22 protein-coding genes are annotated in these 22,359 nt (G+C 41.3%); 18 read left to right on the top strand and 4 right to left on the bottom strand.

All coding sequences use genetic code 11. The features are described 5' to 3' along the window. Positions 1-139: 139 nt before the first annotated feature. Both L0657_RS15770 and L0657_RS15765 read left to right on the top strand, forming a co-directional pair. Complete coding sequence (locus L0657_RS15770; protein ID WP_310588288.1) at positions 140-448, top strand: helix-turn-helix transcriptional regulator; 309 nt, start codon at positions 140-142, stop codon at positions 446-448. Between the two features lie 524 nt (positions 449-972). Then, positions 973-1,401 carry a VOC family protein gene (locus L0657_RS15765; RefSeq protein WP_235151743.1) on the top strand — a complete coding sequence of 143 codons (429 nt, stop codon included), beginning with the start codon at positions 973-975 and terminating at the stop codon, positions 1,399-1,401. Between the two features lie 83 nt (positions 1,402-1,484). On the opposite strand, the gene L0657_RS15760 is transcribed toward L0657_RS15765, so the two are convergent. Then, positions 1,485-1,877: a barstar family protein gene (locus L0657_RS15760; RefSeq protein WP_235151742.1), complete on the bottom strand. Its 393-nt coding sequence runs from the start codon at positions 1,875-1,877 to the stop codon at positions 1,485-1,487. A gap of 320 nt (positions 1,878-2,197) precedes the next feature. Between L0657_RS15760 and L0657_RS15755 the strand changes: the two genes are divergently transcribed. Both L0657_RS15755 and L0657_RS15750 read left to right on the top strand, forming a co-directional pair. After that, complete coding sequence (locus tag L0657_RS15755; protein WP_235151741.1) at positions 2,198-3,169, top strand: aldo/keto reductase; 972 nt, start codon at positions 2,198-2,200, stop codon at positions 3,167-3,169. A gap of 36 nt (positions 3,170-3,205) precedes the next feature. Then, positions 3,206-4,009 (top strand): AraC family transcriptional regulator, encoded by an 804-nt coding sequence (locus L0657_RS15750; protein ID WP_235151740.1) that lies wholly within the window; start codon positions 3,206-3,208, stop codon positions 4,007-4,009. 17 nt (positions 4,010-4,026) lie between these two features. Here the strand turns inward: L0657_RS15750 and L0657_RS15745 are convergent, their stop codons facing one another. Next, positions 4,027-4,533 carry a VOC family protein gene (locus tag L0657_RS15745; protein WP_235151739.1) on the bottom strand — a complete coding sequence of 169 codons (507 nt, stop codon included), beginning with the start codon at positions 4,531-4,533 and terminating at the stop codon, positions 4,027-4,029. A gap of 161 nt (positions 4,534-4,694) precedes the next feature. On the opposite strand from L0657_RS15745, the gene L0657_RS15740 reads away from it, so the two are divergent. The 12 genes from L0657_RS15740 (at position 4,695) to L0657_RS15685 (ending at position 17,212) form a co-directional block, all read left to right on the top strand. Further along, positions 4,695-5,573, top strand: a complete 879-nt coding sequence (locus tag L0657_RS15740; RefSeq protein WP_235151738.1) for an AraC family transcriptional regulator — start codon at positions 4,695-4,697, stop codon at positions 5,571-5,573. Between the two features lie 70 nt (positions 5,574-5,643). Then, positions 5,644-6,378, top strand: a complete 735-nt coding sequence (locus tag L0657_RS15735) for an SDR family oxidoreductase (RefSeq protein ID WP_235151737.1) — start codon at positions 5,644-5,646, stop codon at positions 6,376-6,378. 269 nt (positions 6,379-6,647) lie between these two features. Continuing rightward, positions 6,648-7,397 carry a YHYH protein gene (locus L0657_RS15730; protein ID WP_235151736.1) on the top strand — a complete coding sequence of 250 codons (750 nt, stop codon included), beginning with the start codon at positions 6,648-6,650 and terminating at the stop codon, positions 7,395-7,397. Beyond that, positions 7,369-8,022 carry a toxin-antitoxin system YwqK family antitoxin gene (locus tag L0657_RS15725; RefSeq protein WP_235151735.1) on the top strand — a complete coding sequence of 218 codons (654 nt, stop codon included), beginning with the start codon at positions 7,369-7,371 and terminating at the stop codon, positions 8,020-8,022. Before L0657_RS15730 ends, L0657_RS15725 begins: the two co-directional genes overlap by 29 nt. 34 nt (positions 8,023-8,056) lie before the next feature. Then, positions 8,057-8,329, top strand: a complete 273-nt coding sequence (locus L0657_RS15720; RefSeq protein ID WP_235151734.1) for a hypothetical protein — start codon at positions 8,057-8,059, stop codon at positions 8,327-8,329. Continuing rightward, positions 8,275-8,694 (top strand): SCO family protein, encoded by a 420-nt coding sequence (locus L0657_RS15715; RefSeq protein WP_310588293.1) that lies wholly within the window; start codon positions 8,275-8,277, stop codon positions 8,692-8,694. The genes L0657_RS15720 and L0657_RS15715 overlap by 55 nt, the downstream gene beginning before the upstream one ends. Positions 8,695-9,004: 310 nt before the next feature. Beyond that, entirely contained in the window at positions 9,005-10,414 is a 1,410-nt protein-coding gene (locus tag L0657_RS15710; protein ID WP_235151733.1) for a P-loop NTPase fold protein, read from the top strand. A 98-nt stretch (positions 10,415-10,512) separates the two neighbouring features. After that, a complete protein-coding gene (locus tag L0657_RS15705; protein ID WP_235151732.1) occupies positions 10,513-11,661 on the top strand; it encodes a restriction endonuclease subunit S in 1,149 nt (382 codons plus the stop codon). Positions 11,662-11,692: 31 nt separating this feature from the next. Continuing rightward, positions 11,693-11,908: a DUF2281 domain-containing protein gene (locus L0657_RS15700; protein WP_235151731.1), complete on the top strand. Its 216-nt coding sequence runs from the start codon at positions 11,693-11,695 to the stop codon at positions 11,906-11,908. Then, positions 11,908-12,303, top strand: coding sequence for a type II toxin-antitoxin system VapC family toxin (locus L0657_RS15695; RefSeq protein WP_235151730.1), 396 nt, complete (start codon positions 11,908-11,910; stop codon positions 12,301-12,303). The genes L0657_RS15700 and L0657_RS15695 overlap by 1 nt, the downstream gene beginning before the upstream one ends. 23 nt (positions 12,304-12,326) lie before the next feature. Further along, positions 12,327-13,796, top strand: a complete 1,470-nt coding sequence (locus L0657_RS15690) for a class I SAM-dependent DNA methyltransferase (protein WP_235151729.1) — start codon at positions 12,327-12,329, stop codon at positions 13,794-13,796. Positions 13,797-13,807: 11 nt separating this feature from the next. Then, positions 13,808-17,212, top strand: coding sequence for a DEAD/DEAH box helicase family protein (locus L0657_RS15685; protein WP_235151728.1), 3,405 nt, complete (start codon positions 13,808-13,810; stop codon positions 17,210-17,212). Between the two features lie 289 nt (positions 17,213-17,501). Here the strand turns inward: L0657_RS15685 and L0657_RS15680 are convergent, their stop codons facing one another. Together L0657_RS15680 and L0657_RS15675 are read right to left on the bottom strand one after the other, a co-directional pair. Continuing rightward, positions 17,502-18,359 (bottom strand): nucleotidyl transferase AbiEii/AbiGii toxin family protein, encoded by an 858-nt coding sequence (locus L0657_RS15680; protein WP_235151727.1) that lies wholly within the window; start codon positions 18,357-18,359, stop codon positions 17,502-17,504. Then, on the bottom strand, positions 18,356-18,994 hold the full coding sequence (locus L0657_RS15675; protein ID WP_235151726.1) for a hypothetical protein: 639 nt from the start codon (positions 18,992-18,994) through the stop codon (positions 18,356-18,358). The genes L0657_RS15680 and L0657_RS15675 overlap by 4 nt, the downstream gene beginning before the upstream one ends. Positions 18,995-19,355: 361 nt before the next feature. Here L0657_RS15675 and L0657_RS15670 point away from each other — a divergent pair, with 361 nt between their 5' ends. Both L0657_RS15670 and L0657_RS15665 read left to right on the top strand, forming a co-directional pair. Then, on the top strand, positions 19,356-19,694 hold the full coding sequence (locus L0657_RS15670) for a PadR family transcriptional regulator (protein ID WP_235151725.1): 339 nt from the start codon (positions 19,356-19,358) through the stop codon (positions 19,692-19,694). Further along, positions 19,691-22,348 carry an ABC transporter permease gene (locus L0657_RS15665; protein WP_235151724.1) on the top strand — a complete coding sequence of 886 codons (2,658 nt, stop codon included), beginning with the start codon at positions 19,691-19,693 and terminating at the stop codon, positions 22,346-22,348. The genes L0657_RS15670 and L0657_RS15665 overlap by 4 nt, the downstream gene beginning before the upstream one ends. Positions 22,349-22,359: the final 11 nt, after the last annotated feature.

Below are 22,359 nucleotides of genomic sequence, written 5' to 3'. Positions count from 1 at the left end.
TTGATTTAGTGTATTCATCTATATTTTTATGGCTATTGATCGAAAACCGTTATAAATCAGTCGAAATAGTTATAAAAAGGCTTCCACAGTAGCTTTCTTTGAATCAGAACTCAGAAGCTACATTAAAATACTTAAGGTCATGAACACTATGAACTCAGTTAGCGTAAATAATACATCAAGTCCTTTTACGATGAACTTGATGGGTCTTAAAGTCCGTAAGTTACGCGAGATATATGGATACTCCCAGGAGTTTGTTGCTTTTCAAATTGGAATTAGTCAGGCTGCTTACAGCAAGAAAGAATCAGGAAGAACTGACCTTTCTCTAAGTTGCCTAAGCAAGCTTGCAAATATCTATTGCATATCCATGATCGATCTTATAAGTTTAAATACTCAAGAACTACTGTTAAAAGTGATACAGACTGACTCTAAGATGGGCAGCCTTGTATAAACTAATAATTTATAGAATTTGATTGGGGAAAGATGGCAAATCTTACAGCTTCCTCAGCAACCACTTAATCAACGTTTTTATTACATTTGGAACAGCAATATCTGAAAAGGGTAACGGGAAATATTCCGATTACCCTTTTTAGTTTTTAAACTACACTGCTATTATTTAACGCTTTGGTAATCTTATACCTTAACCATGGAAAATTAGCTACGAACGGGTCGGAGCTTTTCTCCGTCTGCGGTTGGTGGTCTTCCCTAGGCATTCGACTGGCCTCTTCGCTTTGTAATGAGGTTATGAATGAAGCTGGTTTTTTTATAATAACACATCCAGATAGATTTTTAGACAAATAACAGGCTTGTCGCTTGTCGATCACTGCGTAAAACTTAATCTGGAAAAATTCCTTAGGTAATATTTGTCCTGACTCCCCCCTGCTGTTGTCCGTTTTGAGGGTTATAAAAAACAGACAGGTATTTTAATTTTGGATCATAGTTTTAAGCTAATAAAACCAAATTAATCTTTTAGTCATGCCGAAAATAAACACTTACCTTAACTTCGATGGAAAATCGGAGGAGGCTTTCAATTTTTACAAATCTGTTTTTGGTGGAGAGTTTTTAATGATAAGCCGCATGTCAGATATGCCGGGCGCTGAAGAGCTGGCTGACAACGAAAAAAATCGTCTTATGCATATTTCTCTCCCGATTGGCAAAGATGATGTGTTGATGGCATCTGATATTGTGCCTTCTATGGGACATACATTAAAAATCGGCAACTATTCTTACATATCTGTATTTACAGAAAACAGAGAAGAGGCCGATCGTCTTTTTGCAGGATTGTCGGAAGGAGGCACCATTGAAATGGCTTTGGAGGATACTTTCTGGGGTGATTATTTTGGAAGTTTTCAGGATAAATACGGAATAAACTGGATGATCAATTATCCTCAGCAGCCGGATTAATCAACTAACTAAAATAGGCAGGCTAAGAGATATTATCTGAGCCTGCCTGATTTAATTGTTATAATTTCTCTGCCTTAATGCATTTATTTCAAATCCAGCTCAATATTTTCATGTTCGGAAATGATTGATAATATTATATCAAAATAAGTTTCCCCTGTCCCGTTTTCCAGAGCCGCCAGTTTTTCCTGAAACATTTCTTTATTGAAACGAGAATTGGGTTTCAGTTTTTCTTCATAGTAAAGTTTAGTTGTTTGATAGCCAAGCGCTTCCCTGCTTTGGTTCGAATCAAGCCAGACCAGTTTTATTGGTTCCTTACCCTTTATTATCCCAAATCCTCCATATAACAAATCATTGAACGCATCCAGACTACAGCCTAACGTCCAATCCTCTTTCGACATAAATATGCGATTAATTTCTTCATAAAAAGTCGCTATATCTTTGACCGAGCTGCCATTAATAAATATTTCTTTCTTCATTCAGCTTTTCGGATTCAAAATATTCGGTTCCTGATATTAGGTTAACTAATGTTGCACTTTTATTAAAACAAATAATCTCAGCAAAAAAACTAACGTAGAATATAACGCAATCAATATCACTACCCCATTCGCAGATTGTCAAATAGCTGAATTTCAGTCTCAATGATGGACTAGATGACTCTGTAATAAAAGGAAATAACCTCCTGCCTACCGCCTAAAATCAACTGAGCCGTACAGACAAGTTATTTGAGCCGTAGAGGAAAATTATTACGGAGCCCATCGACCACCTTTGTATCGTTAAATTTATAAAAACAACAGCAATGACAACGATAACAAAAATAAATCTGGGAGTAAACGGACCACTTGTATCTAAACTAGGCCTTGGCTGCATGCGCATGTCGCCAGTCTGGGGAAGCGCATTGGGCGACGAAACTGAAAGTATTGCTACCATGCGAGAAGCACTGGACAATGGTATCAATTTTTTAAACACAGGAGACTTTTACGGCAGCGGCCACAATGAAATGCTGATAGGCAAGGCCATTAAAGGCCGGCGGGACGACGCGTTTATAAGTGTCAAATTTGGAGCTATTTTTTATAATAGCCAATGGATAGGGCTGGATTTGCGCCCTGTTGCTATCAAAAACTTTATCAATTATTCTCTGGTGCGCCTCGGAATTGATACCATTGATCTTTATCAGCCATGCAGACTTGATGGCAGCGTCCCTGTGGAAGATGTGATTGGAACAATTGCTGATTTGATCACAGAGGGAAAGGTCAGGCATTTGGGTGTCTCAGAAATTACCGCCGATCAGCTGCGCGAAGCAAATAGTATTCATCCTGTCACTGCGTTGGAAATCGCCTATTCACTTGCCGACCGTCAGATTGAAAATGATCTGCTTCCGACGGCCAAAGCGCTGGGTATCGGTGTCGTGGCGTTTGCCAATACCGCCGAAGGATTATTGACCGGCCAAATGAAATCGCCGCTTCCTGCTGACGCTTACCAAAATCATTTCTCACGTTTCCAGGGAGAAAATCTGATCAAAAATCTGGAAAAAGTAGATTTATTGAAACAAATGGCCAACGAAAAGGGATATTCCCCAACACAACTCGCGATCGCCTGGGTCAATGCTCAAGGCGACCATATTATGCCTTTGGTGAGCATGAGCAAAAGATCACGGTTACCGGAAAATATGCAGGCAATGCAGATCCAGTTTACGCCCGCTGAAATTCGTACACTTAATGACCATTTTTCCGCCGGTAAAATTTTGGGCGACACTTACCTTCAGAGGTAGTGCCCAACATCATCTCGTTTTTGATATCTTTACTTCATGACGAATCCTAATGAAATCCTTCCGGGAGTGATCTTTTTTTCTTATCTCTCAACCAAGAGAAAAGAAAAAGTGGCATTCCTGGAACACACCACTTTGGTATTGCAGGTTTCAGGAAGTTTTTCAATGGAAACTTCCAGTGAAAAAATTTCCATGAGGCGCGGTCAAATGCTGCTGATACAAAAAAATCAGCTGGCAGAAATTACTAAAACTCCGTTGGAAGACAATCAATACCAGACCATTGTAATCAGGTTGCAGGAAAACCTGCTCAGGCAGATAGCCCTGGAAGAACAGATTGAGACGGGAAGCAAGTATACGGGTCCACCGAATATTCTAATTCCCGGAAACGAATATCTTAAAGCTTTCTTCCAGTCTATTCTTCCGTATGTCCGCAATCCGGAGGAAAAAATTATCCGTTCAATGGGCATGCTTAAAGTGAGGGAAGCTGTTCATCTTTTACTTTACTCAATGCCGGAATTACAGGAATATCTGTTCGACTTTTCTGAACCTTACAAGATGGATCTGGAAAGATTTATGCTCAGTAACTTCCACTACAACATCCCGGTAGAAAAGTTCGCAGCACTTACCGGGAGAAGTCTGGCTGGATTCAAACGCGATTTTCAAAAAATATTTGGTATGCCGCCACGTCACTGGCTCCTTGAAAAAAGACTGATCGAAGCAAAGCATCTGATCGAAAATAAACATAAAAAACCATCTGCTATTTACTTAGACCTGGGTTTTGAAAGCCTGTCTCATTTTTCGCATTCCTTTAAGAAAAAATTCGGTAAGACGCCAACGGAATAGTCCGTTTAAAATTCTTATCACTGGGTTTTCATTTTTTCAATGGCTTCCCAGCCTTCCGGAGTAATGCCCATAATTTCGATAGCGACACCCAGCGTTTGATATGTATCAAAGAAAATCATTCTTGCAATTGGATGATCGACTTCACTAATAACGGCATAACCTTGCTCGCGCAAATTGCTGGTAACTTTTTCAAAATCGCTGACTGGCAACCTAAATGCGAGGTGCTGAGTGCCCCCGGCAGGGTACTTTTCAAGGTAATCGTGAAACATGCTTTGACCTGAAAGAGGCTGAACAAGTTCGATGAAGGAACCGCCGTTAAAAGTTTGGGTTGTGAGCCATTCACCTGCCACAACTGTTCCGTGATAATGCATGTCTAAATCCTGCGCACGAACGTGTTCCGGCTCCGGAAAGCCTGCGATACCCATGACACCTGAAAGGAATTTCAAAGCGACATAAATATCCGGCACGACCCATCCGATCTGGGCAAATTCAAGTTCTGCGATGGTCTTATTAATATCGTTCATTTTTCTTATCTTTTCAGATTGTTATTCACCAAAGTTACGATCAACAGATTTCTTATTTAAGGGGTATTTAAGCCGAATAAGATGGCTATTTATGACTTAATAAAATAACCAGAAGGCATCTCTATTTCTTTTATCATCTTTGTTTAGAAAATGACGACCAAATGCAAGAGACTACGGGATTATTAGAAAAGATCAAACACCATGATAAATTATCATTGACGGTGAATGAGAATTGCAAGATTGGCTTACCGGATGACATTTTAAAAAAACTTCTGAGGCCACACAAACTGGCTCATTATTCTTTTGTTTTCTTAGCACAAGGTTCGGAAACATACAAAGTTGATCTAAAAGATATTGATATTTCCGATGGCCAGATGATCATTGGGCTCCCCAATCAGATTTTCCTGAATCCTGCTAAAAGCGGTCAAAACTTAAATTACAAAATTGCCTTTGATGAAAATATTCTGGTGCTGCTTCCTAATTCATTTCCCTTCCTGTTAAACCCGCTTAATACAAATAAGATAACTTTTAATATGGATGCAAGGGAACGCGTAAAGTCGATTTTTTCACATCTATTCCACCTGCTTCATACGCCTGGAAAGCCAAAAAGCACGGAGATCATTTTAGCACATTTTAATACGCTGCTGACCGAGATTAACAGTGCTTATTTTGAGCAAAGCGATCATCACGTCACACCAAATTCTAAGTTATCCAAATACATTGCGTTTAAACTTGCTGTGGAAACACATCTGACCGAGCAGCACGATGTGCACACAATTGCAGAAAAACTAGCCATGACCACAAGCAGTCTTTATGGCGTCGTGAAAGAATTTTCAGGTGTTTCTCCAAAAGAATGGATGACAAACCGGCTTATGCTCGAGGCTCAACGGAAGCTTCAATATTCTACATTGTCTGTTAAAGAACTGGCTTACGAACTTGGTTTTAACGATCCTGATTATTTTTCCCGGCTGTTTAAGAAAAATACGGGCAAGAGCGTCAGCGCATTTCTGGCGGATCATCATGATTTGTCCAGTAATTAAAATGATTTGTCCACCTTCACAAATTTCTTGTCAGCTACTTTTGCTTTGTTAGATTTAAATAAACAATCAGATGAAAACAGCATTAGTAACAGGAGCAAATAAGGGTATAGGTTTGGAAGTTGTCAGAAAACTTGCACAAAACGGATTTTTCGTTTATTTAGGAGCCAGGAATCTGGAAAGTGGCCTTGCCGCCGTAGAAAAGCTTAAAACCGACGGCATCGACAACGTTGAAGCAATACAATTGGATGTCAGCAATCAGGATTCGGTTAATGCTGCCCATGAGATAATCGGAGGTAAAACACAGGTTCTGGATATATTAGTCAATAATGCAGGTGTGTCAGGTGGATTTCCACAATCTGCGCTTGATGCAACGATTGATCAATTTAAAACTGTTTATGAAACCAATGTCTTCGGTGTAGTCCGGGTCACGCAGGCATTCATTGATCTTCTTAAAAATTCGCAGGAACCGCGAATTGTAAATGTGAGCACTGCCATGGCTTCGCTCAGCCTGGCAGCAGATACTTCCAATCCCGGATACGATACCAAGCTGGCAGTATACCAATCCAGTAAATCGGCACTTAACATGTACACGGTTAATCTTGCCCATGCCCTCCGTGACACTTCCTTTAAAGTCAACGCAGTTTGTCCCGGATGGACGAAAACAGATTTCACAGGACATCAGGGTACAAGTACCGTGGAAGAAGCGGGAGAACGCATTGCTAAATATGCATTAATCGGCCAGGACGGGCCAACGGGCAAGTATTTCAGTGAAGAATATTTTCCGGAAAGCGAATGTCCCTGGTAGATTCGGATTGGATTATTTATTGTAAACAACCGGGTAAGCTATAATCTCTTCTATTTTGTGCAGCGTCAACACTTATTCCACATAAGGTAAGTTTGAGGCTGCACAATTTTTTTTAGCATAATTGAAGTTGAGCGCGCCATATTGCCGACGATATGTGACATTCCCCTACAAGATAAGTCATAGTAAAGCTAATGAGCTCTTTACATTAAATTTATCGTAGAGTGACGCTCAATAATTGAAATTAATACACACACTAAACAGCTTAAAGTATGAAAAAGATGATATTGCCAATGCTCTTGCTTGGACTATTGGCATGCAAAAATAACGACGAAGATACTACCGAACCGATCGTAATGTCAGGTGTTGACATAACTACGGTGGCTAAGGCAAAATTTGCAGGCAGTGCCACCGTTACGACCAGTGGCGATAATCTGGTAATCACAAGCGATGGACGGCCAAACCATAAGTCACCCTACTGGGGTACTAGCAGTGCTATGTATGAACCATTTCCAATAGGCCATCAGACTAATCCCAACGGTACAATAGGTATTCAGAATTATACCATGACCATCCCTGCTAAACCGGCTGCCGCAACCACACATGAAGCCACGGGACTTTTCGCTATCGGTATGGCATTGAATGGTGTTCCTATTTTTAATAATACCGAAGCAGGTGGTATCCCGCTTGATGCAGGTACAATTACTTCTTTTGATGGTGCCGGCGCACACCCTGCGCAGTCTGCAAATTACCATTATCACGTAACCGGCACCTATACTACGGTCGACGACGCCAATCTGGTAGGCTTTATCCGTGACGGGTTTCCTTTGTACGGCAGAAAAGATAAAGACGGTACTTATCCGAGCAACCTGGACGCTTATAACGGTCATACCGCTGCTACAACTGAATTTCCTGACGGCATCTATCACTATCATACCCGGAATGAAAACTATTTGAATACAGGTTATTATATTCTGAAATCAGGTAGCTATTATGGCACGAAAGGCACTTTTACAGAATAATGCGATCTTACTGGTAACCGGATGTTTTTTGATTGCGGCGACAAGCTTTTTGCATCAGGACAAAGCTCCGGCAGCAATGACAGTTGTACACAAATTCAGTTGTTTGCCAGATCTTGATCTATCAGATACGATTTCAGTAACCGAGCCGAAACTTGAAGTTCGCAATGGCATTTATTTTTTGGATAATAAAAAATTTACCGGCGTAGTCAGTGCGTTGTATCCAAACTCCCGGCCTAAATATTTCAGGTCGGTTATGGATGGCATGATGCATGGACAATATTTAAGTTTTCATGAAACCGGCGGTCAGTTTGAAGTTCGGCAATATATCCGTAACATGGCGACGGGCAGACACTATGGTTATTGGCCTGATGGAAAGACACTAAAATTTGACTATAACTACGATCAGGAAAAGCGGCAAGGCATGCAGAAAAAGTGGTATAAAAATGGGCGGCCTTATCTTTTCGCCCATTTTAAAGATGACCATGAAGACGGGCTGCAACAGGGATGGCGGGAAAATGGAAAACTCTTTCTCAACTACGTAGCAAAAGACGGACACACTTACGGATTACAGCAGTCTGCCTTGTGTTATACACTGCTAAATCAAAAAATAAAAGGTCAGCAATGACGTCGGTTGATAAGAACAATTTTAACGATCTGACATGATAAAATATCTGTTTTCTGCCTCGATCATGTTGTTAACCATTTCCTGTGGTTCAAACGCTGAAAATAATTCAGAGGCGCGAAAACTGCCATATTACAATACTGCTGATTTTACCCCTAATTTCGAAAAAACAGTTCCGGACAACTTTCACCAAATCCGTCCGTTTTCTCTGACTGCGCATACAGGACAGCCGTTCACAGAAAAAAACATGGAAAAATATGCGTTGCCAATTTCTTTTTTACAAGTTGCCCGGGAATTTGTCCGCGGATGACTGCCAATTTGAAAATATTGCAGGACAGCTTTCCCAACGACCAGGATATTCAGTTGATTTCTCACACCGTTATGCCCTATAAGGACGATGTGGCCGCACTACGCGTTTTTGCAAAATCACGCAAGGTGGATTCCAAAAGGTGGGTGCTGCTTACCGGAAGCAGAAGTGAAATTTATGACCTCGGACGCCGGTATTACTTCGTGGAAGAAGATGCAGGCGAAAAACGGGATTCCAGTGTTTTTCTGCATACAGAAAATTTCGTTCTTACTGATAAAAACCGCCATATACGGGGAATCTACAACGGTCTGAGCCTGCCTTCCATTCAAAATTTAATTGCTGATATAAGGGAATTGCAGCGGGAATGAAGTCTGACGCGGCATCACTTTCCAGGCAAACAGACCAATCTGATACAGCATTACAGCCGCCTTTACCATTCCAAAATTTTTCTCCCAAGACACTCCGGTTCCGGAATTGTCCTAAATATTGATGAAGCATCAAAAAACTAAACTTAACTTTTCCTTAGTTTAGTTTTTGGCCCCAAATCTAAACTAAGTGATTTCTTAGTTTAGATTTTACCCCTAAATCTAAACTAAGGATTTTTTTAGTTTAGATTTTGCCTATAAATCTAAACTAAAACTCAACTTTACCGAATCTTCATATCTTTAAACAGAACCAATGCAAATCAAACACAACGATTTAATAATTAATCAAGAGGCTCCGTTTGCTAATTGCAAATTGGACAGAGAAAAATACGCTCACGTTTTGACCAGTATTGTCAACAATTATGCAGATGGATTTGTACTCGCAATCAATAACGAATGGGGAACAGGGAAAACCACCTTTGTTAAAATGTGGCAGAAACATCTGGCAAAAAATGGTTTTGAAACCTTGTATTTCAATGCTTGGGAAAATGATTTCGAAAGTAATCCTCTTGTTGCGATCCTTGCAGAATTAAAAACTTTAACGGGAGATCACGATAAAACTAAGTTTAAGTCACTACTGAAAAAGGGAGCTGTACTGACAAAAAATGTTCTTCCGGCCTTCGCAAAAGCAATGCTTGATCGTTATGTAGACAATAAAATACTTTTAGATGGAATTGAAGGTGCAACAAAAGCCACAACTGAAATTCTTGAAAAAGAAGTGGAAAGCTATGCTACAAGGAAACGTAGTCTGGAAGAATTCAGGAAACAGTTAGAGGAATATTTGCAAGATACGGAAAGCAAAAAGCCAGTTGTCTTTTTCATAGATGAATTAGACCGTTGCCGTCCAAGTTATGCAGTTGAAGTTTTGGAGCAAATGAAACATTTCTTTGCGGTTCCAGGAATTGTATTTGTTTTGGCTATTGATAAAATTCAACTCGGGCATGCCATTCGGGGGATTTACGGTAGTGAACAACTCAATGCCGATGAGTATTTAAGAAGGTTTATAGATATTGAATATTCGATACCTCAGCCGGATACGAAGCAATTTTGCAACTATTTATTTAAATATTTTTCGTTTGCTGATTTTTTTGACACTGAGGAAAGGCAATCTTATGGAGATACCTCACGCGATTCGGAAGCGTTCATTTCAATAGCCAGTTCCCTGTTTGACAAGAAGAAAATTACGCTAAGGCAACAGGAAAAAATATTTGCTCACTCCCGCCTAGCTCTCAAAATGTTTAAACCAAACAGCTACCTTTTGCCCAATTTATTTTTTTTTCTGACTTATATCAATTCGTTACACAAAGATTTTTACAGACAAATTCAATCGAAACAGTTATCATTTCAGCAACTTACTGACGAGTTCTATCAAGTCATACCTGTCGGTTTGAATGAAGATGAGGCACATGATTTCATGTATTTACAGGCAGATTTACTGGTAACATTTAGCAGTTCTCAAAAACCATATTCGGGTAAGGAAACGCTAATGACAGGAAAAGCTGGTATTGATGAGAAACCATTAATACCTTCAAAATTTGATAAATCTGAAAATAATCAGCTTTATGCTTCAATTTTAAAATCAGTGATGAACACCCGAATGAGTCGAACACCTATCGACCACTTATTGAAAAAAATTGACCTCATCGAACCAGTAATAGCTTAAACATATCAATAACCCAAAACCGAAAACCCTACATTTGCACAAGTTTAAGCTCTTTCAAATAAATAAAAGAGCTTGGAAAATTATTTGATCAATTATTTATGAGTTGGAAGAAAGTTAGGTTAGGTGATTATGTTAATATTGTTTCTGGATTTGCATTTGATTCCCAATCATTTAATACGGATAAGTTAGGAATGCCACTGGTAAGGATTCGAGATGTTGGGAAGAATACGACTGAAACTTATTTTAGCTCAACTTACAGGGATGAGTTTGTAATTGACAATGGGGATATCTTAGTGTCGATGGATGGTGAATTTAGAATCGCAGAATGGAAAGGCGGTAAAGCTCTTGTCAATCAGCGAGTTTGCTGGCTAAAATCGAAAGACAAATTTAATTTCGATGAAAGATATATGCTTTATTGTCTTCCAAATAAATTGAAGTCGATAGAGAATTCAACTTCTTTTGTTACGGTTAAACACTTATCGGTTAAGTCGATAAATGAGATCCTAATCCCCCTCCCCGACCTCCAAACCCAAAAACACATCGCCTCCATTTTAGACAAAGCCGATGCACTGCGCCAGCAGAACCGCCAGCTTTTGGCTTACTATGACGCGTTGCTGCAAAGTACGTTTATTGAAATGTTTGGTGATCCGGTGGAGAATCCGAAGGGTTGGGAGGTAGTTAAGATCAGAGATTTAATTACAGAAGCTAAGTATGGGACAAGTAAGCCAGCCGAAGAATCAGGTAAGTTCAAGTACATGAGAATGAATAATTTAACTTACAATGGTTTTTGGGATTTCTCATCAATCAAATACATTAATTTAGAAAACTCGGAAATCCCCAAATACGTAATTCGTCGTGGAGATATTGTATTCAACAGAACGAATAGCAAGGAACTCGTCGGAAAAACGGCAGTTTACAATTTTGACGAACCTGTTGCCATTGCTGGTTATTTGATCAGAGTGCGAACTAATGAAAAGGCAGTTCCAGAGTATATCTGGGGGTACTTAAATTCTAGGTATGGCAAAGCAACGCTTAGAAATATGTGTAAAAGTATTGTTGGAATGGCTAACATAAATGCCCAGGAGCTTCAAGATATAGACATCTTTCTAGCTAACATTGCCCGGCAAATAGAATATGCAAAAATTGTTCAACATATCGAATCCCAAAAACAACAAGCAAAATCATCTTTAGCTGAAAGCGAAGCCTTATTCCAGGGTCTTTTGGCCAGTTATTTTGGGGATAATTGAGTATATTTGAAAGAACAAAACGCTCATAGCTATGCTTACTGTGATAGAAGGAGTTTACGAAAACGGTCAGATCGTGCTGGAACGCAAGCCAAAAACAAGCACCAAAACGAAGGTGATGGTGATATTTGAGGAAGTGAACGAAATTGAAAAAACTTTACAAAAACGCCCATTCGGTATAGCAAAAGGCACGATTCAATTAAGCGAGGATTTTAATGCTCCTTTGGACGACTTAAAGGATTATATGTAATGAAGTTATTGTTGGATACGCATGCTGTGTTATGGTTTATTGACGGCGATTTGCAGTTATCGGCAAATGCAAGAGAACTTATCGAAAATCCAGTCAATCAGATTTATGTCAGTGCAATTAGCTTCTTTGAAATATCCACCAAGTTAAAATTAGGCAAACTCTCCTTACAAAAACCCTTAAATCTGATTTTTCAGGATATAGCCGACGCTTACATTAAAGTGCTCCCCATAAGTAATTCACATTTGCTCGAATATCAGAATGTCCCATTGATAAGCGATCATCGCGACCCATTTGATCGCCTGATTATCGCTACTGCCGTTGCCGAAAATGCCGGTATTATCAGCATTGACCAAAAATTTCAAAACTACCGGTCATTGGTAAATGTCATCTGGTAATGCCATAACTTTTAAAAAACACAATGCTTACAGGCGAAAAACGCACCCAAATAGATAAAATATGGAATGCCTTCTGGACAGGCGGCGTTTCCAATCCGCTTACCGTGATTGAACAGATCACGTATCTGCTGTTCATCAAAAGGCTGGACGAAATCCAGACCGCGAAAGAATCCAAAGCCAATTTACTGCATCAGGAAATCGAGTCTCCTATCTACACCGAAGCGCAGTCAGAACTGCGTTGGAGCCGTTTTAAAGACCGGGAGCCGGAAGATCTTTTCTCGCATTTCCGGAAAGAAGCAGGCGTTTTTGATTTTATTAAAACAATGGGGACGGCCAATGATTTCAGCCGTTTTATGAAAGGCGCCACCTTCATGATCCCGACCGCGCGCGTTCTGGCGCAGGTGATCGACCTGCTCAGCGATGTAAAAATGACGGACCGGGATACCAAGGGTGATATTTACGAATATCTTTTATCGAAAATCGCTTCGGCGGGTACCAACGGACAGTTCCGCACGCCGCGCCATATCATCAAAATGATGGTGGATATGATGGAACCCTTGCCGCAGGATGTGATCTGTGATCCGTCGGCCGGTACTTGCGGTTTCCTGGTTGCATCCGCAGAATATGTCCAGCACAAATACGAGGACCGTTTCGCAGACCCGGATTTCAGAAAACATTTCAACGAAAAAATGTTTATGGGCACCGAGTTTGACGCCACCATGATCCGGATCGGCGCGATGAACATGATGATGCACGGTATCGAAAACCCAAACCTGATCGATGTGGATGCGTTATCGGAAGCGAACGGAAGTTTCACCGATGTGGCGACGCTGGTGTTGGCCAACCCGCCATTTAAGGGAAGCCTGGACCATGAGTCTGTTGAAAAAAATATTCTTGGAAAGGTAAATTCAAAAAAAACAGAATTGCTTTTTCTGGGACTGATGCTGCGAGGCCTGAAAATCGGTGGCCGCGCCGCCGTGATCGTACCAGACGGTGTTTTGTTCGGTTCTTCCAAAGCGCATATCCAGATCCGTAAAGAAATCAGCGACCGCCACCAGTTGAAGGCTGTGATTTCGATGCCTTCGGGTGTGTTCAAACCTTATGCAGGAGTGAGCACGGCCATTCTGATTTTCACAAGAACGGATTCGGGCGGAACGGATAACGTGTGGTTTTATGATATGCAGGCAGACGGATACAGTCTGGACGACAAACGCCAGGAAATATCAGTCAGTGACATTGACGATATCGTCGCCCGTTTCCGCAACCTTTCAAACGAAACCGAAAGGAAACGGACGGACAGATCATTTTTTGTACCCATTGGTGAAATCATAGCAAATAATTACGATCTTAGCATCAACCGGTATAAGGAGGTAGTTCACGAAGAAAAGTTTTACGACAAACCGGATGTGATCATTTCAAGAATAAAAGAACTGGACGAGGCGCGCCGGCAAAATTTGGCAGAATTAGAAAAATTACTCTCCGTTGAAATTTAGACAGACGATTGATGCTCAACTCAAATTTCTTCTTTCTTACGAATGAATGGGCCGGTATATACGAAACGGCCAGAAAAGCAGAAAGTTATGCGGTGACCGAACCAACGGTTTCCGCTTTTCTTTGTAGAAAGGCTTTGGAAGAAATGCTGTCGTGGCTTTATGACAACGACAGCTCACTCCGGCTGCCGGCCAAAGAGCAGTTCAATCTGAACGACCTGCTTCGGGAACCGGGTTTTCAGGCTTCGTGGGGAATGGAATATGGACGGGAGCTGATTATTTTAAAAAATACAGGAAACAACGCGGCGCATAAAAGTGTCAGAATTGGAAGCCAGGAAGCACTGGCCAGCATTAAATATTTGTTCCGGTTTTGTTCGGGCGTTGTCAGAACTTTCTCCAAAAATCCTTACAGTTACGTCCCTTTTGATGAAACCCTGATACCGGCAGATGGGAATTCGCTTTCAAAAAAAGCACTTGAAAGAATCCTGAAAGATGCTGCGCTCCATAACATTGAGCTGGAACGAAAGAATGCAGCACTTAGCGAGAAAGAAGAAGAACTCGAAAAAGTGAAAGCCCAACTGGCGTATTATGAACAGTTGAGCCAGCAAAATGGTATCGTTTCGGCACCTCAGGTTTTATCAGAAAAAGAAACAAGAAAGTTGTATATCGATGTTCTGCTTCGCCAGGCAGGCTGGGATATTGAAGGTGCCGATGTTCAGGAATTTGCTGTAAATGCCACAGAAGAACAAACCGGCGAAATCAAAAATCTAAAAGTGGATTATGTGCTTTGGGGCGAAGACAAAAAACCCTTGGCCGTTATAGAAGCGAAAAGAACGACCGCAGGAGTGGAACGTGGCCGGAATCAGGCTAAACACTATGCCGATGCCCTGGAAAAAACCTACGGACAGCGACCGGTTATTTACTACACCAATGGGTTTGACACGTACCTCTGGGACGATTTTCAATATCCGCCAAGAAAAGTACAGGGGTTTCTGAATATAGATGAGCTCATGCGGCTTATGATCCGGAGGCATCAACGTCAGGCATTGGGTACCCAAAATATAAATCAGTCTATTGCCAACCGGTATTATCAGGAACGGGCGATACGGAGTGTGGCGGAGCGTTTTGAAAACGACCATCAGCGCAGGGCATTACTGGTGATGGCTACCGGAACGGGCAAAACCAGGGTTTCTGCCGCGATAGTGGATATGCTCGTAAAAACGCAATGGGTGAAGCGTATTCTTTTCCTGGCCGACCGGAATGCGTTAATAACCCAGGCATTGAAAAATTACAACGAATATCTGCCCAATCTGACTGGTGTAGATTTAACGAAAGAGGAAGATCAGGGAAACGCACGTATTGTTTTTTCAACCTATCAGACAATCATCAACAAAATTGACAATGATTACCGGAACGGCAAAAAATATTACGGTGTCGGGCATTTTGACCTGATTATCGTTGACGAAGCACACCGATCCATCTATGATAAATATGGTGCTGTTTTTGAATATTTCGATGCGCTCTTTCTGGGATTAACTGCGACGCCGAAAAACGAAACAGACCGGGATACCTACGCGCTCTTCAACCATCAGCAGGGAGAGCCGACGGATGCTTACGAATATACCACAGCCGTTGCAGACGAATTTTTGACACCTGTAAAAAAAGTCCCGCTACAATTGAAATTCCCGACCCAGGGCATCCGGTATAACGATTTGTCGGAAGAGGAGAAGAGAGAATGGGAGCGTAAATTTTATGATCCCGTCACAGGCCAGATCATGGATGAAATTGATTCCGGAGCGATCAATCAATGGCTTTTCAATCAGGATACGGTGGATAAGGTTTTACAAACCTTTATGGAGTTTGGTTATAAAGTGGAGGGGAATGAAAAAATAGGAAAAACAATTATTTTCGCCCGCAGTCACAAACATGCTGAGTTTATATTTGAGCGATTTAACGCACTTTATCCACATTATAAAAACATATCTGATTTTGCGAAAATCATAGACAACTATGATAAAAACGCAGAAAAATCGATTCTTGACTTTAAGATAAAAGACAAATATCCGCAAATCGCGATCTCGGTCGACATGCTGGACACGGGTATTGACGTGCCTGAAATTTTAAACCTGATTTTTTTCAAGCCGGTTTATTCGGCGGCAAAATTCTGGCAGATGCTCGGTCGCGGCACACGTTTGTGCAAAGATATTTTTGGTCCCGACAATCATAAAAAGGATTTCTATGTTTTTGATGTTTGCCAGACCTTTGATTTTTTTGCAGAGAACCCCGAAGGTATCATCCCAAGCCGCTCAAAATCGCTGAGTGAAGACACGTTTATGTCAAGGGTTGAGCTTCTTTTCCTATTACAGACGCAGGGCGATCCTGTACCGGAAAGCGAAGATTTCAGACTTGCAAAATCGATTGGAGCATTGTTGAATAAACAAGTCGTGGATCTCGATCAGAGCGGTTTTGAGGTAAGGCTGCATTTACGACACGTTGAACATTACTGTAATCCGGACGCCTGGACCAACATTAAATCCAGTCAGGTTACCGAACTTGCCGGGCATGTTGCGCCATTGGTACGCAACGAGGACACAGATGAAAGAATAAAGAGGTTTGACCTGATGATGGTGAAGTTACAGCTGGCCATTTTGAGAAACGAACGTGCACAGGAAGGTTATGTCGAAAAGCTCAAAACGATGGCCTCGGAGCTGCTCAGAAAATCTGAAACTGTCCCGACAATTGCTGGTAAAAAAGAAACCCTGGTCAGGATTGTTCAGCCGGAATTCTGGGCTCAAACATCGATGTCGGCCCTTGAAAAAGTACGAATTGAAATCCGGGATCTTAGTAAACTTATTGACCCCAGCTCAGGAAAAGTTATTTTTTATACCAATTTTGCTGATCAGCTTACAGCTCCGGTCATGGCGCATGATTTTAGCGGAAACTTCGGCAGCTTCGACAGTCTTTACGCAAAACTGAAAAAGATTATCCTGAGCAATGAGAATAATCTGACCATACACCGGCTCCATACCAACCAGCCCATCACGGCTGCCGAATTGGACGATCTGGACAGAATGCTTTTTGAAGAGTCTGGCGTACAAACCCACGAAGAATTTAAAAGGGTGTTGGGTGAAAAGCCTCTCGGCGTTTTCGTACGCTCTATACTTGGCCTTGACAGCAATGCAGCCCAGCGGGCATTTTCAGCCTTTTTATCCAACGGGCCTTTAAGCTCAATCCAGATTGAATTTGTAAATGACTTAATAAAACAGCTCACACAAAATGGAAGAATTGATCCGATGATGCTTTTTGAAGCGCCATTTACCAAATTTCACGACAGCGGCGTTGGCGGCGTTTTTCCATTAAATGCCCGTGAGGTTATCGAAATCGTCAAAGAAACCAACCAACGAGCTGAGGTCGGCTGAAATACGGATACTATTCAAACAAGGGCTTTGTATCAAATTTGTTCACGCTTTCGACGGAACTGGGAATTGTCAAAGCAACTACTAAAGGCCCTCACTTACTGTTGTTTATTATCAACAATAAATATGTATTTGTTGATAATAAAAAACAAAATAATGAATTCCAGGAAACAAACACTACTTCCCCGGTTTTTAAAGACCCTTGAGCAGCTGGGTGAAAATATAATTCAATGCGCATTGATCTTCTACTGGGCGTTCATGACGAAAGTCGCATGGAGTGGAAGCGGACTATTTATTCCGAATTAGCTTTGATCTGCATAGCAAGATCATGAAAATACTGCGCATTCCAGATATCCAATACACGGGCATCAGGTATAAATCTACGGATATCATCCTTTATCCGGGTGAAGTTAACATGGTCGATTTTGGCATGTAGTAAATCCTGAAACGCGCCCGGGCTTATCGTTTCTTCGTCCCAATCACCACTGTTTTTGGCCCTTGACACAAAGTGCTTAAGATCCAAAACGATTCCTTTTCGGATATACCATTCCATATCATACCAGTCGCGCCCCTTGACGTTGTCTTTCCACTTTCTGAAAAGTAAAGCATGCATCTTCCCTGCGAACATATCTGATATACTGAAACATTTCACATAAAAGGAAAATGGTTTAAGCAGTAGCTTTTCCTCTGTCTGAAAATCCAGGGGCGGCACTGTATCCACTTCAAGCTTAATTTTGATACTGGCTGTTTGACCCAGCCCTTGCTGGGGTACTACGCTTTCCAGAACGAGTTCTTTCCAGATTGTTTCTGATTTCAGGAATGTGGAATCAATGTTGGTTTTAATCGCCTTTTGTTTTTCCCTGATCGACACATGCATGCCCAGCGCCTCAAATTCGTCGACAATGGCAGGCAGGTATGGATTAATGGAAAAATCCGGATCCACTTCCAACAGGGAAAAATCAAGATCCTCGGAGTAGCGGTCTAATCCGTAAAATATCCGAAGTGCTGTTCCGCCATAAAAAGCGGCCTTTTCAAAAAAACCTTTCCGGTACAACCCAGCCAAGGCTACTTCCTGCATAATCTCCCGCAATGCCTGTGTTGTTTCATCTTTGTTGGAAGGGTTATACTCATTAAGCCAATCCTTTATCATAATGCTCTGATCATTTTAATCACCATTTTCAAACTTTCCTGTTTAGGAGAACCTTCAATCCACGTTTCCATTGTTTGAACATCCAGCTGCTTCAATGAATCTGAATCCATTCTCAAATTATCCAACAGGTATTCACCGGCCGCACTTTTACTTCGCAGTTTCACACCGGATGTGGCTATTACTTTGTCAAACAATGCTTTCTCCGGTAATGCAATAAGAATGTTTTGCTTGTCTGCGATTAATAACTGGCGGATACCGAAGCTAAAATAAGGCAGCGGTAGCCGTGTAAAGCTGAAAGTCCCTATCACGGTATCGAATTGCCGGGAAGCTTTTGTCGTTGCGGATGCTAATTCAAATACCCGTTCGGGGATCAGGCCATAGTAAGACAATGCAGTATCAAAAGATATGTAGCTTGGTCCCAGCATGTGATTTGCCAGCAGGAACGGCTCTGTACGTTTATCTGTGATCTTGGCAGAGGGCATATACATCCCTTTTTTGACGGAAACAATAAGTCCTGCTGAAATCAGTTCATGAATTTTGTCGTTAGGCCGCTTATACTCTTTCAAAAGCGAGCTCAGCAGTTGATGAGTCAACGGCTGGCTGGAAACATCTCGTATTCGCTGCAAAAGGTCCATGTACAAATTTAATAAGATAATCGGAAATTTTCCGATTATCTTATTAAAAAATAACATCTTCTAAACACAGTAGCTTTCCTCGTTTCAGCCGCCGTAAAGAAAAACGTTAACATTCAAAACTATAAAACATTTTAGTACTATTGATTTTTGGTTCGGACATGAACACCAGCTGTCCTGCAAACTACGTTAAATAAAAACTCTTAACATCACATTATTCCATTTGTAAACACAATATTTTTCAAAAATTAAAACGCTGATATTCAGTAAACTGTAATAGATATCTCATTTTAATTGATATCTACTGCAATTAAGAATAAAATAAAGTAGTTATATTAACTGCAATTACGAATAATAGCAGATTATGAAGAAAACGAAACTGGGAGAGTTCGAAGAACTTGTATTGCTTACAGTAGCCGCCTTACAGCACGATGCGTACGGCGTGGAGATAAAACGGGAGCTGGAAACACGGTTAAAAGAAAAACTAAGTGTAGGATCCATTCAATCGGCACTGAAAAGAATGGAAGAAAAAGGCTTTCTCACCTCAGCCTTTGGCGAAGCCACTTTGAAAAGAGGAGGTAAACGCAAACGCATTTACCATACTACTTCTCACGCGCTTAAAGTGTTGGAAGAAATGAGAGCAATACGTGCAGATCTGTGGAGATCAATTCCTTTGACAGCCTCTGACTTGAAAATGATATGAGTGCGCCTGAAAACATTCAACCGCCGAAATGGCCATTGCGTTTGATGCGCGGCATTTTACGGACGGAATACCTGGAAGAAATTGAAGGAGATATGGAGGAGATTTTTCAGGATAATCTTCATCAGTATTCTGTAAGGAAAGCAAAACGAATTTATACATGGGAAATGTTCAAGCTGCTTCGCCCTGCCTTACTAAGAAATTTTAAATCATCTTACACCTTTACGCCTTATGCCATGTATAAAAATTATTTTCTGATTGCCTGGAGAAATCTGATTAAAAAGAAAGCGTATTCAGCCATTAATATTTTCGGATTGGGGGTAGGCATTGCCTGCTGCTTTCTGATTTTTACGTTTGTGCAAAGTGAACTTTCGTACGATACGTATCATACGAAGCGTGATCGGATTTACCGCGTCACACATGGAACGAGAATATCCGAAGATCCCCAAAATTTGTCGAAAGAAGGCCCTTCCTGGGTTTGGGGTAATGCCCCTGTTGGACCTTCACTTAAAAGCGAGTTTCCTGAGATAGAAAAAGTAGTTCAGTTTTCCGGCAGAGCAGACATTCTGCTGACCAATGATGATAAAAAGTATCAGGAGAACGGCGTATTTTTCATGGATTCAACCGTGTTTGATGTATTCAGTTGGGATTTGTTGCAGGGTGATCCTAAAACTGCATTGGTAAATCCGTATAGCATTGTACTCACACAGAGCACGGCCCGGAAATATTTCGGCAATGAAAATGCATTGGGTAAAACGCTAAAAGGCAGCGATTCGCCAGGGAGAGCAAATGCTGGTCAGTACATCGTGACCGGTATCATGCCCGATCTTCCCGGTAATTCTCATTTTAAATTCAATGCCATCCTTTCTTTGAGTACGTTTAAAAAATCGATTCCGGAAGTCTTCGATATGTGGGACTATGCTGATTTCTACACCTACTTTCTGGTAAACGAAAAATTCAATGAAGCTGCTTTTAAACAAAAGCTGCCTGAATTTGTAAAGCGGCAACGCAAAGACCCAAAAACAAGATATGTCATAGAGTTGGAATCGCTGAACGATGTTTACTTAAAATCTGATGCGGATCGTCAGCCGGGAGAAACCGGAAGTCTGTCAAACATGTATATCTTCTCTATCATCGGGTTGTTCATCCTGGTGATCGCCATGATCAACTTCATGAACTTATCCACCGCCCGTTCTATGGAACGCAGCAAAGAGGTCGGCATTCGAAAATCCATTGGTGCGGCCAGAAGCAGTTTAATCTCTCAGTTTTTAGGTGAATCGTTTGTTATCGTTTCCCTTTCGATGATTACTGCTGTAATTCTGGTGGTGATCTCCTTACCTTTTATGACAGACTTAACCGGAAAAGAATTTGAAGCAGGCATTTTAATCCATTGGAAAAGTATTCCTATCATTTTGGGAGCTATGATGTTAATCGCTTTTGTGGCGGGTTCATATCCGGCACTGGTTCTTTCGGGATTTAGTCCGGTGGATGTATTGAAGGGTATGACCAAGTCAAGAGGAGGTGCAAATATGAGAAGAGGATTGGTGGTTTTCCAATTCAGTCTTTCCATACTGCTCATCGCGGTAACGATTATCGTCTATACACAAATGAATCATTTGCTGGATAAAGATTTAGGCTTCGATAAAGAAAGTATGCTGGTAATTGACTACAACTACGATGAGGCCGTGAATGCTAAGTCGCAGCTTTTAAAAACAAGGCTGGAAGAAAACCCGTCGATTGTTTCAGCCGCTTTTTCACGAAGTGTTCCCGGAAGCTTTTTCCCATATGCCGGCACAGAGATAGAAACAAAGAATGGCGAAATGAAAACGATGGGACAACCCATCTTTGAGGTTGGGATAGACTTTATACCCCACTTTGGCTTGGAGCTCGTTGCAGGAAGATCATACTCCAGAGATTTTCCAGCAGACTCTAGCAGTTCCTTGGTTATTAATGAAGCAGCAGCAAAACAATATGGATATAAAAACGCGGAGGAGATCGTAGGTAAAAAATTCAGTCAGTGGGGAAGATCAGGCGTTGTGATCGGGGTCGTGAAAGATTTTAACTTCACTTCTTTGCATCAAAAAATCGAACCGCTCACCCTGCCTTTCCGGGCTTATGCAAGCCGGTATCTATCCATTAAAGTGAAGACAGAAGATCTGACCAAAACGATTCAACAGGTTAATGCCGTATGGAGTGAAATTGAACCGCACCGGCCTTTCCTTTATAGTTTTCTGGATGAAGATTTTAATCGCCAGTATAAGGATGATTTTATTTTCAGAAAGTTGTTTACCACATTTTCCTGCCTGGCCATAGCCATTGCATGTCTGGGACTGCTCGGACTGGCAACGTATATGGCAGAGCAGCGCACAAAAGAAATCGGTATCCGGAAAGTGTTGGGAGCAGATTTCCGCACCATCGTCCTGTTGCTTTCCAGCGACTTTATTAAATTGGTTGTGGTAGCTATTCTGATTGCGACTCCCGTGGCGTGGTACGTGATGAACCGATGGCTTGAAGCTTTCGCTTACCGGGTGGAGATCAGTTTCTGGATTTTTGTTCTGGCTGGGTTCATTGCCTTTTTTATTGTTGCGCTTACCATCAGCTATCAATCCATAAAATCAGCGTTGATGAATCCGGTAACGTCACTGAGAAGCGAATAAGGTAATGGTAA

It is taken from the genome of Dyadobacter sp. CY345 (assembly GCF_021502725.1).
Classification (GTDB): domain Bacteria; phylum Bacteroidota; class Bacteroidia; order Cytophagales; family Spirosomataceae; genus Dyadobacter.
The sequence above is the reverse complement of the archived record's forward strand: the minus strand, read 5'-3'. Positions and strand labels throughout refer to the sequence as shown.

Coding starts and splice junctions, on each gene's coding strand:
- L0657_RS15770 (WP_310588288.1), top strand. CDS start 140: ATGAACACTATGAACTCAGTTAGCGTAAATAATACATCAAGTCCTTTT.
- L0657_RS15765 (WP_235151743.1), top strand. CDS start 973: ATGCCGAAAATAAACACTTACCTTAACTTCGATGGAAAATCGGAGGAG.
- L0657_RS15760 (WP_235151742.1), bottom strand. CDS start 1,877: ATGAAGAAAGAAATATTTATTAATGGCAGCTCGGTCAAAGATATAGCG.
- L0657_RS15755 (WP_235151741.1), top strand. CDS start 2,198: ATGACAACGATAACAAAAATAAATCTGGGAGTAAACGGACCACTTGTA.
- L0657_RS15750 (WP_235151740.1), top strand. CDS start 3,206: ATGACGAATCCTAATGAAATCCTTCCGGGAGTGATCTTTTTTTCTTAT.
- L0657_RS15745 (WP_235151739.1), bottom strand. CDS start 4,533: ATGAACGATATTAATAAGACCATCGCAGAACTTGAATTTGCCCAGATC.
- L0657_RS15740 (WP_235151738.1), top strand. CDS start 4,695: ATGCAAGAGACTACGGGATTATTAGAAAAGATCAAACACCATGATAAA.
- L0657_RS15735 (WP_235151737.1), top strand. CDS start 5,644: ATGAAAACAGCATTAGTAACAGGAGCAAATAAGGGTATAGGTTTGGAA.
- L0657_RS15730 (WP_235151736.1), top strand. CDS start 6,648: ATGAAAAAGATGATATTGCCAATGCTCTTGCTTGGACTATTGGCATGC.
- L0657_RS15725 (WP_235151735.1), top strand. CDS start 7,369: ATGGCACGAAAGGCACTTTTACAGAATAATGCGATCTTACTGGTAACC.
- L0657_RS15720 (WP_235151734.1), top strand. CDS start 8,057: ATGATAAAATATCTGTTTTCTGCCTCGATCATGTTGTTAACCATTTCC.
- L0657_RS15710 (WP_235151733.1), top strand. CDS start 9,005: ATGCAAATCAAACACAACGATTTAATAATTAATCAAGAGGCTCCGTTT.
- L0657_RS15705 (WP_235151732.1), top strand. CDS start 10,513: ATGAGTTGGAAGAAAGTTAGGTTAGGTGATTATGTTAATATTGTTTCT.
- L0657_RS15700 (WP_235151731.1), top strand. CDS start 11,693: ATGCTTACTGTGATAGAAGGAGTTTACGAAAACGGTCAGATCGTGCTG.
- L0657_RS15695 (WP_235151730.1), top strand. CDS start 11,908: ATGAAGTTATTGTTGGATACGCATGCTGTGTTATGGTTTATTGACGGC.
- L0657_RS15690 (WP_235151729.1), top strand. CDS start 12,327: ATGCTTACAGGCGAAAAACGCACCCAAATAGATAAAATATGGAATGCC.
- L0657_RS15685 (WP_235151728.1), top strand. CDS start 13,808: ATGCTCAACTCAAATTTCTTCTTTCTTACGAATGAATGGGCCGGTATA.
- L0657_RS15680 (WP_235151727.1), bottom strand. CDS start 18,359: ATGATAAAGGATTGGCTTAATGAGTATAACCCTTCCAACAAAGATGAA.
- L0657_RS15675 (WP_235151726.1), bottom strand. CDS start 18,994: ATGGACCTTTTGCAGCGAATACGAGATGTTTCCAGCCAGCCGTTGACT.
- L0657_RS15670 (WP_235151725.1), top strand. CDS start 19,356: ATGAAGAAAACGAAACTGGGAGAGTTCGAAGAACTTGTATTGCTTACA.
- L0657_RS15665 (WP_235151724.1), top strand. CDS start 19,691: ATGAGTGCGCCTGAAAACATTCAACCGCCGAAATGGCCATTGCGTTTG.